Consider the following 12,292-nt stretch of genomic DNA (forward strand, 5'->3'; position numbering starts at 1 on the left):
GCCGCCCGCACCGATGTCGCCCAGCGGACAAGCCGAGCCGCCGGGAAAAAACGCAGCCCGGAAGGGTTTGCGAGAAGCTGGCCGAAGGACGGACATTCGCGTCGCCCCGGCCGGGAACCCGCCACGACGATCCCTCTACGATTTCCCGCATTCCGCGGCTACGGTCGTCGCCGGTCAACAGTCCAGAGCGGAGGATGCGCGGTGTCGACGGACCAACCGGCGGGCCACCGGCCGGAAAGGCTGACCCGACGCCAACGCGCCGCCGTGGGCGGCGTCGTCGTGCTTGCCGTCGCCGTCGCCGCCTCCCTCGCCGCGACAACCGGGCGTTCCTCGGCCGCGGACCGCTGGCCCCCTGCCGGCCGGTCAACATGCACGTCCGTACAGATCTTCACCGGCAGCGTCGGTTCCCCGTACAACCAGTTTGCCCGGGTGCTCCGTGACCGGCTCCGGGCGGCGCCGGAACACTTCGACGTGGACGTGGTGGAGACGGCCGGTTCCACCGAAAACATCTACGACCTGGAATCCCCCGAGCCGCCCCGCTGTGGGCTCGCAATCGCCCAGCTCAACACCACCGTGGACGCGACGGAAGGGGTCAACCAGTTCGACCCGACCCGCGGCGGCCGCCCGGTAGCGGGCCTGCGCACCCTCGGACCGGTGCACCGGGATCTGCTGCACGTGATCGTGCGGGACCGCCCGCTCGGCCCGGATGACCACCAGGTCGACACGCTGACCGATCTGTGCCACCGGACCATCGCGGCGGGCCGGCCGGGCTCGGGCGTCCGCCAGATCGGCGACGTCCTGCTGCGGGTCGGGCTGCCCGACTGCCGCCCCGACCTCGACGACTCCTCCATCGACGACGCGCTGCGGCGGCTGTCCGGGGGCAAGGTGGACGCGGTCGTCTGGGCCGGCGGCGCGGGCACCCGGCAGATCAGGAACGCCATCGCCGCCGGCGCCCGGCTGCGCCTGCTCGACCTGTCCGAGTTCCGGGCCCCGATCACGAAGGACTGGAACACGTTCTACGGCAACCGGGAGCACTTCTACGCCGGCGAGGTGTTCGGCGCCGACGGCCTGGGCCCCGCGGACTACCCGGGGATCCGCCCGATCCGGACCGTCACGATTCCCAACGGCCTGATCGCCCGCACCGACACCGACCCGGTGCTGGTCCGCCGGGCGACCGCCGAGCTGTACCGGGACCGGGGCGACTACGAGGAGGCGCTCTGGGGCGCCAACCCCGCGCACCGGCGCGTCCCGGACGCCCTGTCCATTTACGAAGGGCCGCTTTTCTGCTATATACCGCTGCATCCGGCCGCCGCGGAATACTACCTTCGAGAATTCCGGCGGGTACCTAGCTGCGGTACGACGTGACGTGACCGGTACCCGTAGACGCATGGTGCCCGAAGGCGGGACTGCCGGAGACTGGGGCTAGAGGACACGCCGTGCTAAGACCACTGACCGATACCGACCCCCGGATGGTGGGGCCGTACCGCCTGCACAACCGCATCGGCGCCGGCGGCATGGGCGTCGTCTACCTCGGGTTCGGTGACGGGGAGCAGCCGGTCGCGGTGAAGGTGCCGCACGAGGCGTATGCCAGCGACCCGGAGTTCCGGGCACGGTTCCGTTCGGAGGTCACGGCCGCGCGGCACGTGCGGGCGAGCACCGTCGCCAGGGTGATCAACGCCGAGGTGGAGGGCCCGCGGCCGTGGCTGGCGACGGAGTACGTGCCGGGCCCGACGCTGCACGCCGCCGTGCTGGAGCACGGGCCGCTCGTCGACCGGCATCTCGACGGCCTCACGATCGGGCTCGCCGCCGCGCTGGAGGCCATCCACGGCGCCGGGGTCGTGCACCGCGACCTGAAACCCGCCAACATCGTCATGTCCTGGGCCGGGCCGAAGGTCATCGACTTCGGCGTCGCCCGCTCGGCCGAGTACACCGGCTACACCCAGGCCGGCGAGCTGGTCGGGACGATCGCGTGGATGTCCCCCGAGCAGCTCGACGGGCAGACGGCGAGCCCCGCCTCGGACATCTTCGCCTGGGCCTGCTGCGTGGTGTTCGCCGCGACCGGGCGGCGTCCCTTCCGCGGCGAGTCCCAGGAGATCGTCGCGCTGCGGATCGGGGCGGCCGAACCGGAGCTGGACGGCACGCCCGACCGACTGCTCGACTCGGTTTCCCGCTGCCTGGCGAAGGATCCCGCGCAGCGGCTCCCGGCCGGCGAGCTCGTCCAACTGCTCACCCGCCGGCTCTCCCTGCCCACGACCGCCGTCCGTTCCGAGGCACTCCTCGCCGCCCCGACGACCGGTGCCCCTCTCGCACCCGATTCTTACCCCGGCGAGGACCGCGACCGCGCAGATCATGACGAGACCCGGTTGGCACGCCAGCCCGGCCCGCCGCCGACCCCACCGCCGACCCCGTCGCCGCGGCCGGGTTCGACCCCCGGTCCGCGGCGGCTCCTTCCCGCCCTTCCGGACCTCTCCGGCGACCCGCCGCCCTGCGCCGCCGACGACCAGCCCGCCGACGACCAGCCCGCCGACGACCAGCCCGCCGACGACCAGGCCGCCAACGCCGGTGCCCCGCAGGCCGGCGACGCCAGTGCCGGCGACGCCAGTGCCGCGCAGGCCGTCACCGCCGGCAAGGGCGGCCCGCCCGCCGCGCCCACGGCGGTCCGGCCAGCGGCCTTGCCACCCGGGATCATGCTCGCGCTACTCGCTGTCGGTGGGCTCACCGGTGCGCTCGGGGTCTGGGCGGCGGGCACCGCCCGGGCGGGCCACGCGGTCCTCGGCCCCGCGGCCGCCACGGTCATCGGCGCGATCTGCGCCCAGATGCTGTTCCTGAGCAATCGCGCGATCGGTGTCGCGATCACCGTCCTGGCCGCCTTCGCCGGCTCCGGCGGCGGGGTGCTGCTGGCCCGGGCCCTGGATGTCGACGAACCCGGCCGGGTGCTGCTGTCCGTGGCGGTGGCCCTGGTCGTGGCCACGGCCTGCGCGTTCGCCATGATGCCGTCCCGCCCGCCTACCACGGAGCCGCACCCGGTGGTGCCTTCGGACCCGGGCGGGGGCCCGGCGTCCGACCCGAGGGCGTCGGTGCAGGACGCCGACGATGTCGGGCGGCCCCTGTTCCGCCCGGCGCCCTGACGCCGGCGGCCGGTCGGGGACGAGGTGCCGCCGCTGCCCGCAACGCGGGTGACTCACACCATGACTTCACGACGAAGACGCAGATCAGCGCGGGCATGCCGGCCGGCCCAAGGCGGCGACCCGACGCCGGTCGTGATATTTCGGTTCACCTGGGAAGCTGGCCTGCGACAATGAACGAAGCCAAGGGGGTGTCGTGGCTGCCGTTCCGATAGGCAACCGCGTGGTGGCGGGCCGATACCGACTCGTCGCGCGTCTGGGTGCGGGTGCGATGGGAACGGTCTGGCGTGCCTTCGATTCCGTCCTGGAGACCGAGGCGGCGCTCAAGGAGATCGAGTTCGCCGGCGGGGTCGCGGGCGCCGAGCGGGCGGACCGGGTCGAGCGGGCGTTGCGCGAGGCGCGGCACGCCGCCAAGCTGCGCGGCCATCCCCACGTGGTCACGATCCTCGACGTCGTCCTCGAGCACGGCCTGCCCTGGATCGTGATGGAGCTCGTGCCGTCCCGGTCCCTGTTCGAGGTCGTGCGGGACGACGGCCCGCTGCCCGTCGCCGAGGTCGCCCGGATCGGGATCGCGGTGCTCGACGCCCTCGTCGCCGCCCGCGACCACGGCATCGTCCACCGGGACGTCAAACCGTCCAACGTGCTGATCGGGACCGACGGCCGGGTCGTGCTCACCGACTTCGGCATCGCCACCGGCGACGGCGATCCGACCCTGACGGTCACCGGCGTGCTGGGAACACCCCTCTACATGGCGCCGGAGCGACTCGACAACCGGCCGGCGACCTTCGAGGCGGACCTGTTCAGCCTGGGGGGCACGCTGTACTACGCCGTCGAGGGGCACCCGCCGTTCGAGCGGGACAGCTTCGGCGCGATGCTGGCCGCCGTCCTGCTGCACCCACCCGCCCCGACTCGACGGGCCGGCGCCCTCGCCCCGGTGCTCGACGGCCTGCTGGCGAAGGACCCCACCCGGCGCCTGGTTCCAGCCCGAATCCGGGAGCTGCTCGAGCAGGTCGCCCGCTCCCGGTCGCAGCCCGGGGTGGGTCGCCTGGACGGCCTGTCCTGGCACCTGCGGTACACCGGGCCGCCCGGCGGGGACGCGGGCGCCCCGGGCCGTTTCACCGGCTTGCTGCCGGGGGCCCCGGCGGATCCCGCCCCGCCCGGCACCGGCAGCGCCACCGGCGCGGGCGGACCGGCCGGCGGTCTCGACGACTGCGACGAGGCGACCCGGCTGGCCGGCAGCACCAGCCATCAGCCGCCCCCCGGCCGGCCGCCGACGCAGTTCCCCGAGCCACCCGAGCCACCCGAGCCACGAGCGTCACCCACCGCCCCGCCGGACACCGGCGATGCGGATGTGCCGGCGCGGCCGGCCGAACCGGCGCATCCGGGTCGTCCGGCGGCGCCGGCGGAGCTCACCGCCGTGGAGCAGGACGGAGCGGTGCTGCTGCGCTGGGCGCCGTCGGTCACCCCGGGCGCCTCCTACCGGGTGTCGCGGGTTCTCGAGGACCCGTCCGCGCCGAACGGCCGCCGCGAACGCAGCCTGGGCATCACCACCGGCACCGAGCTGTTCGACGCCGGGGCGCCCAGGGGGGTCCCGCACTGGCACGAGGTGGTCGCGTTGGTCGCCGACTCCTCGGGCCGGCTGCGTTCGACGCCGATCCGCACGCCGACCCGCACGCTGCTGCCGCCGGTCACCGCGCTGCGGGCCAGCATGTCCGGCGATGCGGTCGCACTGTCCTGGCGGCCCATGCCGGAGCGCGACGAGGTGACGATCGAGCGGACGTTCGCCGAGACCTCGCCGCTGTCGGGGGCGAAGCGCCGGTTCCGCGGCGCCGGCGGCTACTTCCTCGACGAGGACACGGCGCCCGGCGCGGTCTACCGCTACCGGGTGTGGGCAGCCGGGCCGGACGGCTCGGACGCGCTGGCCCCCTCCGGGGCGGCGGAGGTGGTGGTCCGGGTCGTCGCCCGGCCGCGGCCGGTGCTGGACCTGGAGGCGCGTGCCACGCTTGGCGGGACCGTGCTGCGGTGGACGACCGTGCCCGGGGCCGTCGTCCGGATCTACGCGACGGAGGCTCCCGAGCAGGCCGGGCTGGCCGGCACCGGCCCGTTCGGACCAGCCGACCACGAGGTCGGCGTGGGCTCGCTGGAGGGTCGGGCCCGGCTGGTCGGGGAGAGCCGCCGCGGACGCCTCGTCGACCGGCAGCCGACCGGCACAGTCGTCTACACGCCGATCACGATCGCCGAGGACCGGGCCGTGATCGGCGCGGCGGTCAGCCACAGCGGGGACTGACCGGCGCCGCCGCGGGCGCGTCAGTCCGGCGGGCGGCCGCCGGTCAGCGTGGTGAGTCGTTGCGCCGCGACCAGCAGCCGGTCGACCATGGCCGCGCGCCGCGCCGTGTCCAGCGTCTGCGCGGCGACCAGGCCGAGGGCCACGGCGACCCGCCCGTCCCGGCCGAACACGGGCGCGCAGATCTCACCGACGGGCCACGACTTCGCCTCGTCCGGGTCGAGGACCTCGTAGTCGCGCTCGGCGAGAGTCCGCAGCAGCTCGTCACGCTTCTGGCGCGGGCCGGGGTCGGTCGGCGCGTCCGCGATCTGGTCGAGCACGTCGCGCAGCCGCCAGCGCAGCGCGTCCTCCACCGTCACCGAGTAGCCCCGTTCCCGCACGGCATCGATGGCCCGCAGATGCCGGCGCGCCGGCCCACCCGCCCGGGCGATGTCCGCGGAGGCGATGTCCGCGGAGGCGAGCCAGGCGTCGACGGTGCCGGTGGGCGCCCAGGCCAGGTGCACGGCGCCGACGGGCGGGCGCAACGGCAGCGTCTGGCCGACCCGCATGGACAGCCCGAACAGGGCGGAGCGGGGAACGCGGGCCAGGACGAGCAGGCTGTCCGCGAAGGTCATGGTCGCGAACGTCTCGATGTCGAGGTCCGCGGTCAGCGACTCCAGCTCCGCGCGCGCCAGCCGCGCCAGCCGCGCCCGGTCCCCGTCGGCGGCGGCGACCGCCAGCGCCGACGGACCCAGGGCGTACGTACGGCGCCCGTCGTCGCGGTGGACGAACCCCTGCTCGACCAGGGCGAGCAGCATCGCCTGGCAGGTGCTCTTGTCCATGCCGACGGCCCGGGCCAGCTCCGAGAGCGAGTAGCCGGACTCGCCGTGGCCGCCGAGGAAACTCAGCAGGCGGCCGACCCGGGCGGCCGACCCGGACGGCTTCACCGCCACCGTAACGACCTCACCACCGCGGCGCCGACCTCCACGGCCGCCTGACCGACATCCACAGCCACCGGCAGACCCTCCCCCATCGTCGGTGATGTTTCGGGACGACCGGGATCATCTCCCGACCACGCCGGTCGGGCCAGCCGTCCGCGGGCGTCCGGGAACGCACAGGCCACCGGGCGGCGAGCGGTCGCTCCCGCGGCGACCAGCCCCGCCGGGCGCCGCCACGCGTCCGGATGCCAGCATGACCACCGTGGGCAGTCCAGACGACGACGCCGCCACCAGCGGCACGATCGACAGCACAGGCATGATCGACAGCGCCGACACGATCGACGGCATCGACGGCATCGACGGCGGTGAGCAGCCACCCGCCTACGGTTACCTCGACATAGACCCCGACACCGCCCGGCGGGCCAGCCGCATCTACTGGGACGACGCGGCCGCGGACTACCAGGCCGAACACGGCGCCTTCCTCGGTGACAGCGACTTCTGCTGGAGCCCCGAGGGGCTGCGCGAATCCGAGCTCCGCCTGCTCGGCGACGTGGCCGGCCGCACGGTCCTGGAGGTCGGCTGCGGCGGCGCCCAGTGCGCGCGGTGGCTGCGGCGGCAGGGCGCCCGGGTGGTCGGCTTCGATCTGTCCGGCGGCCAGCTCGCCCAGGCCCGCGCCTACGCGGCCCGCACCGGCATCGAGGTGGCGCTGGTCCAGGCCGACGCGGTCGCGCTCCCGTTCGCGAACGAAAGCGTCGACGTGGCCTGCTCGGCGTTCGGCGCGGTCCCGTTCGTGGCCGACAGCGGGGCGGTGATGCGGGAGGTCGCCCGGGTGCTGCGGCCCGGCGGGCGCTGGGTGTTCTCGACGACCCATCCGTTCGTGTGGTGCCTGCCGGACGATCCGGACGAGAACGGGCTGCGGGTATTCCACAGCTACTTCGACCGGCGCGCCTATACCGAGCACGACGAGCAGGGTCAGGCGATCTACACGGAGACGCACCGCACGATCGGCGACCGGGTCCGCGAGATCGTCGCGGCCGGGCTGGTCCTGCACGACATCATCGAGCCGGAATGGCCGACCGGCCAGGAGCGGACCTGGGGTCAGTGGGGGCCGGTGCGCGGCGGGTACGTGCCCTCGACCTCCATCTTCGTCACGAGCCGGCCACCGGCCCGCTAATTTCCGGCCCGGCAGGTGTTACGGCACCGAGGCCGGGCAAACCCTCCTCAGGCGTCACCGGATAAGCCGGAAATAGGAACGACATCCGACCGGAAAACGACGAAGGGGAGGCATCACGATGAAGATTCTGCGGCGAATGCGGAATGAAGTTCGGCACGACGTCAACCAGGCGGACCGTTCCGCCGCGCGCGGGCTGCGACGTCTGCGCCGGCGGCGGAGCCGGACCGCCTCCTCCACCACCACCGGCACTCGCTACTGATCGCAGTAGCGACGACGGACCCGGGCGACCCCGGGGTTCTCCAGCGGGCACCCGCTGGGGAACCCCGGGGTCTTCTGCTGTCCGAGGGTCTCCCACCGGCGATCTGAGGGTCTCCCACCGGCGGACCGCCAGCCCCCGAACACGAACGCCGGCCGGCCTGGATGCGGCGAGCGAGGAACGACTCGCTCAACGCAACGCCAGGTTGTCCCACTGTGCACACAACGCCCGAGGGCGCGGGGAGGTACCCCGATCGCCCCCGTTATGGTGGGCCCCGCATTCGCCGTTGGGGGCAGACCGTGTATCACGCTCACTCCGCACCCGGAGATGCCACGTTCAGGCGCGGCAATCCGGGGGTCCGCGCGTGCACGAGTGTGGCGCTGGCCGTGGCGCTGCTCGGCCTCGCGGCCGGGTGCTCCTCCGGCGGCGACACCGCCTCGTTCACCCCGGCGCCGCACGCGACGCGGGTCGCGCCCACCGTCGAGGCAGATCCGCTGCCGCCGCTGAGCAAGTTCATCACCCAGCCGGACGGCAGCCAGGTGACGACGGTCAGCGCCGATTACCTGTTCGACTCGAACAGCAGCGAGCTGCGGGGGGAGGCGAGGACCGCGTTGCAGCAGATCCTGCCCGCGATCCGCGAGCACCCCGGCTCCATCTCGGTGATCGGCTACAGCGACGGGCTGGGGCGAACCGAGGACAACCAGAAGCTGTCGCTGGAGCGGGCGAAGTCCGTCGAGGCGTGGCTGGCGACGCAGAACATCCCCAGCTCCGTGCTGGATGTCGAGGGCAGGGGCGAACAAGGCGCGCAGGACGGCGTCGCCGACGCGAGCCGACGCCGAGTGGAGATCGTGCTTCGATGACCTGCGACGTTTCCGCCTGTCCGCCGGCGACCCCGGGCGCGGCCGGCACGGGCGTGCCCGCGGCCCGCCGCCGGGGCAGCCACCTGCGCGGCCGGCTGGCCGGCCTGGTGGCGGTGGCCATGCTCGCGGCGCCGATGCTCGCGGCCTGCGACGCCGGCAGCCTGCTCGGCACGTCCAAGGCGGCCGGCCCGCTCGACTGCTCCCAGTACCAGGAGTCCACGCCCGAGGCCGGCGCGCCGCTGCTGCTGGTGCTGCTCGACGTGACCGACAACTCGACCGCGACCGCGCAGCGCGTCGCAACCCGGGTGCAGCCCTACCTCGACACGGCGCTGAAGGACGGCTCCTACATTCGGCTGGTTGCCAGTGGCGGCGCAGCCATGACGTACTCGGACTGCTTCCACGGCGACCGGCTGTTCCAGATCAAACGAAACAACAACCGGCGCGAGGAGAAGGACCGGCTCGCCGCCGCCAAGGCGCTCGGCACGGAGATCGACCACGTCGTCCAGACCGAGCAGATCAGCCCCAAGGGAAGTGCCACGGGTCTGCTCGCCGGCATCAACGACGAGCTCAACACCGTCCGCTCCACGCCCGGCGTGAAGGTCACCGACGTGACCGTCCTCGTCTGGAGTGACCTGCTCGGCACCGGCCAGGACTCCGACTGCCTCAACGTCGACGGCAAGAAGGCGTCCGCGTCCATCGCCGAAGCCCTGGTGAAACGGTGCTTCGAGACCCAGCAGATCACCGCGGTCGGCAACGACAAGGTCCGGTTCCTCGGCGTCAACGAGGGCTCGGCGGATCGGCCGCAGCAGGATCTCGCCCGTTACCTCAAGGGCGAACTGTGCCGACGGATCAGCAGTGACTGTAGCTAGCTCCACCATCCAGACCGTCCCAGCCGCCCGTGCGGCCGTGACCGCCGAGGCAGCGCCCGAGCTCCCGGAGCATCCCGTCCGCAACCGCCGCGGCACGCGCCACGCCGATCCATCCGAACCGCTGCTGGCCACGACGGCGCCGGTGAAACCCAAGCCGAGGAGACGACCGATGGGCGTCCTGCACGAGCCCGAGGACCAGCACTTCAGCCCAGCCCTGATGCGCTCGACGGTCGTGATCACCGGCTGCCTGGCCATGCTCGCGGTGCTGGAGGTCTGGGTCTGGTTGACCCTGTCGTCCCCCTTCGCCAAGGTCTCCGTCACCGGATCAATGATCGTGACGGCGCTCAGCTTCTTCATCACCGGCAACACCTTCCGGCTGCGCGACATCCGGCGCCGGGTGGGCAACCGGGCTCGAGCCGGCCGGATCGCCCCGATCGACGCGCTGTCCACCCTGCCGCCGCGGGAGACGATCGCCCGCCGGTTCATGCTGGGCGCCGTCGGCGCCGTCGTCGGCGTCGGCACCCTCGTGCTGACCATGATCTTCTCGGGCGACGAGCAGCAGGGGGCGCGCGAGGCCATGGTCGCCTCGGTGCTCGGCATCGTCTGCGCCATGCTCTGCTTCGTCGGCGGGACCTTCGCCCGTCCCATCGACTGACCGCCCGTCCCATCGACTGCCCGCCCGTCCCCGTCGACCTGACCGCCCGCCCGTCCCGACCGACCGCTCGTCCGCGACATGCCTGTCGAACCCCTCCGGCCGACCCCGGCGGGACCGACATCGGAAAAGTAGGAGCCTGAAACGGTGCTGCGCAGGGGAAACCAGCCAGGGCGTCTGGCCAAGCAGCTCATCCGCCGGGTGGGAGACGCCGACATCGCGCTGGCGGGCGCGGAGACCCGCCCCAAGGTCCTCAAGAGCCTGGAGGACGCGGAGGTCCAGGAGGTCCGGGCCGCCGTCCGGGCCGACGGGCGGACCCTGGAGGAGCTGATCGCCGAGCTCCGGATGGAGATCGACTCCCGGGCCGAACGCCGCGAGCGGCGGACCGAGCTGATCAAGAACAAGGTCGAGCAGGGCCGGTTGTGGCGCAGCGTCGGGGTACAGGAACGCATCCCGCAGATGGCGCTGGCGGGACCGGCCCGGGCGGTCGTCCTGGCGGTGCTCGCGGCGCTGGACTTCTACGTGTTCGCGCAGTCCTACGCGGTGCTCGCCGATGTCGGCGGCTACGGCCCCGAGTGGTGGCTCGGCGGCCTGCTCGGCGTCGCCGTGTTCATCGCCGGGGTGGCACTGGCGCACGGGATCAAGGCGTCCATCCTCGCCCGCGCCCAGAAGCAGATGCTCGCCGATGCCGACGCCGGCCGTTTCAAGATTGATCCGGACGTCCGCGAGCAGCTCGTCGAGTCGAAGTCGTCCCCGCTGGCGCTGAGCCTGACCACGGCGATCTTCCTGCTGCTGTCCATCGCCGGGGTGCTCGTGCGCACCCAGGGCACGGCCGGCGAGAGCACCGGCGGCGCGGTGATCCTGTTCCAGGCGCTGATCCCGCTGGTCGCGGTGGCGGTCGAGCTGTACCTGCACGACCCGACGGAACGCGACGAGCCGATGCCGAACATCGTCGACCGCCGGCTGGAGCGGCGCCTGGCCAAGGCCGAACGCCGGCTGCGCATCGTCGCCGCCCAGGTCGAGGCGAAGGTGTCGCAGATCGAGAAGCTCTACCGGGTCGAGGAGGCCATCCTCGACGTCGAGCAGAAGGACATGGGCCTGCGCCACACCACCGACCTGGTGCTCGGCGGCGGCCACATCCCGACCATGCCGACGAACGGGCGGGTCGCCGAGGTGGACCGCGACCAGTTGGAGAAGACCATCAAGATGGCCCGCCGGTCCTAGCTGGCCTTTACCCGCAGATCACGGTGATTGACGCCTTCGGAGTCCCTCGTCCGACCGCATGGGCTAACGACTGCCGCCCGCAGCCGGGAGACAGCGATCGGAGGGACGACCGCCACCACCGCTGCCGCCACCGCCACCGCCACCGCCACCGCCACCGCCACCGCGGCAAGGTCATCTCGCCGCCGTCATGTTCCGACTCGCCGAAGATCCACGGGAAATCGCCTGCCGTCGCCCTGCGCCCTTTCCTCACGACGTGTGGTGGGAAGCGGACAGGTGGTCAGGTGGAATGCCGGGTCGGTCGACTGTCAGGTGATGCTGGTGAGGAGGTCGGGTGGGTGTTGGGTGTAGGGGTTGCGGCGGGGTTGTTGGTGGGGGTCGGTGCGTCGGGGTGGGAGGTAGGCGGGGTGTCCGTCGTCGGTGAAGATGATGGTCCAGCCGTCGTGGTGGACTTGGCGGTGGTGGGCGCCGCAGAGCAGTACCAGGTTGTGTAGGGCGGTGACTCTGTTGTTTTTCCGGTGTGCAGTGGTGGCATTCGCACCATGACGGGGGCCGATCACATCCCGGGAAGCTGCATCCTCGGTCGCGGGCGACGAGGGCGCGGCGTAGCTGTGGGGGGACGACGCGGGTGGTTCGTCCGATGTCGAGGGGGACGCCGGCGGGGCTGAGGATGATCCGGGTGATTTCGGCGTCGCAACTGAGTCGGGTCAGGGTGCTGTGGGGTAGGGGGAGTCCCCAGCTGGTCAGGGCGGGGCTGGTGCCGGTGGCGAGCAGGGTGTTCCCGTTGATGGTGACGGTCAGGTGTGGGCGCACGCCGCCGCTTTCGGGGAGGGTGGCGGCGCCCAACGCGCGGGTGACCAGGTCGATCAGGGCGTCGGCGCGGCGGTGGGCGGGGCTGCGCCGGTCGGGGGTGCCGTCGGTGGCGGGGTGGGGG

General features: G+C 73.0%; 9 protein-coding genes and 1 pseudogene. 8 read left to right on the forward strand and 2 right to left on the reverse strand.

Features of this window, described 5'->3' with window-relative positions; translation table 11 throughout:
* Nucleotides 1-201: 201 nt before the first annotated feature.
* The 3 genes from FRAQA3DRAFT_RS19705 to FRAQA3DRAFT_RS19715 all read left to right on the forward strand — a co-directional run bounded on the left by FRAQA3DRAFT_RS19705 (nucleotide 202) and on the right by FRAQA3DRAFT_RS19715 (nucleotide 5,412).
* Nucleotides 202-1,365 carry a TAXI family TRAP transporter solute-binding subunit gene (locus FRAQA3DRAFT_RS19705; protein WP_009740812.1) on the forward strand — a complete coding sequence of 388 codons (1,164 nt, stop codon included), beginning with the start codon at nucleotides 202-204 and terminating at the stop codon, nucleotides 1,363-1,365.
* Nucleotides 1,366-1,436: 71 nt separating this feature from the next.
* Entirely contained in the window at nucleotides 1,437-3,128 is a 1,692-nt protein-coding gene (locus FRAQA3DRAFT_RS19710; RefSeq protein WP_009740813.1) for a serine/threonine-protein kinase, read from the forward strand.
* Nucleotides 3,129-3,321: 193 nt separating this feature from the next.
* Nucleotides 3,322-5,412 (forward strand): serine/threonine-protein kinase, encoded by a 2,091-nt coding sequence (locus FRAQA3DRAFT_RS19715; protein WP_009740814.1) that lies wholly within the window; start codon nucleotides 3,322-3,324, stop codon nucleotides 5,410-5,412.
* Between the two features lie 20 nt (nucleotides 5,413-5,432).
* Here FRAQA3DRAFT_RS19715 and FRAQA3DRAFT_RS19720 read toward each other — a convergent pair whose 3' ends face one another.
* Nucleotides 5,433-6,341, reverse strand: a complete 909-nt coding sequence (locus FRAQA3DRAFT_RS19720) for a helix-turn-helix domain-containing protein (RefSeq protein ID WP_009740815.1) — start codon at nucleotides 6,339-6,341, stop codon at nucleotides 5,433-5,435.
* 238 nt (nucleotides 6,342-6,579) lie between these two features.
* Here FRAQA3DRAFT_RS19720 and FRAQA3DRAFT_RS19725 point away from each other — a divergent pair, with 238 nt between their 5' ends.
* The 5 genes from FRAQA3DRAFT_RS19725 (at nucleotide 6,580) to FRAQA3DRAFT_RS19745 (ending at nucleotide 11,361) form a co-directional block, all read left to right on the forward strand.
* Nucleotides 6,580-7,500: a class I SAM-dependent methyltransferase gene (locus tag FRAQA3DRAFT_RS19725; protein WP_009740816.1), complete on the forward strand. Its 921-nt coding sequence runs from the start codon at nucleotides 6,580-6,582 to the stop codon at nucleotides 7,498-7,500.
* Between the two features lie 630 nt (nucleotides 7,501-8,130).
* Nucleotides 8,131-8,616, forward strand: coding sequence for an OmpA family protein (locus tag FRAQA3DRAFT_RS19730; protein ID WP_232291670.1), 486 nt, complete (start codon nucleotides 8,131-8,133; stop codon nucleotides 8,614-8,616).
* Entirely contained in the window at nucleotides 8,613-9,485 is an 873-nt protein-coding gene (locus FRAQA3DRAFT_RS19735; RefSeq protein WP_009740819.1) for a hypothetical protein, read from the forward strand. Before FRAQA3DRAFT_RS19730 ends, FRAQA3DRAFT_RS19735 begins: the two co-directional genes overlap by 4 nt.
* 169 nt (nucleotides 9,486-9,654) lie before the next feature.
* Entirely contained in the window at nucleotides 9,655-10,140 is a 486-nt protein-coding gene (locus FRAQA3DRAFT_RS19740; RefSeq protein WP_009740820.1) for a hypothetical protein, read from the forward strand.
* 144 nt (nucleotides 10,141-10,284) lie between these two features.
* Nucleotides 10,285-11,361 (forward strand): hypothetical protein, encoded by a 1,077-nt coding sequence (locus tag FRAQA3DRAFT_RS19745; RefSeq protein ID WP_009740821.1) that lies wholly within the window; start codon nucleotides 10,285-10,287, stop codon nucleotides 11,359-11,361.
* Between the two features lie 305 nt (nucleotides 11,362-11,666).
* On the opposite strand, the pseudogene FRAQA3DRAFT_RS19750 reads toward FRAQA3DRAFT_RS19745, so the two are convergent.
* Nucleotides 11,667-12,292: pseudogene (locus FRAQA3DRAFT_RS19750) on the reverse strand (DUF222 domain-containing protein); the annotation flags it as partial.

The organism is Frankia sp. QA3 (assembly GCF_000262465.1).
In the GTDB taxonomy this organism is placed as follows: domain Bacteria; phylum Actinomycetota; class Actinomycetes; order Frankiales; family Frankiaceae; genus Frankia.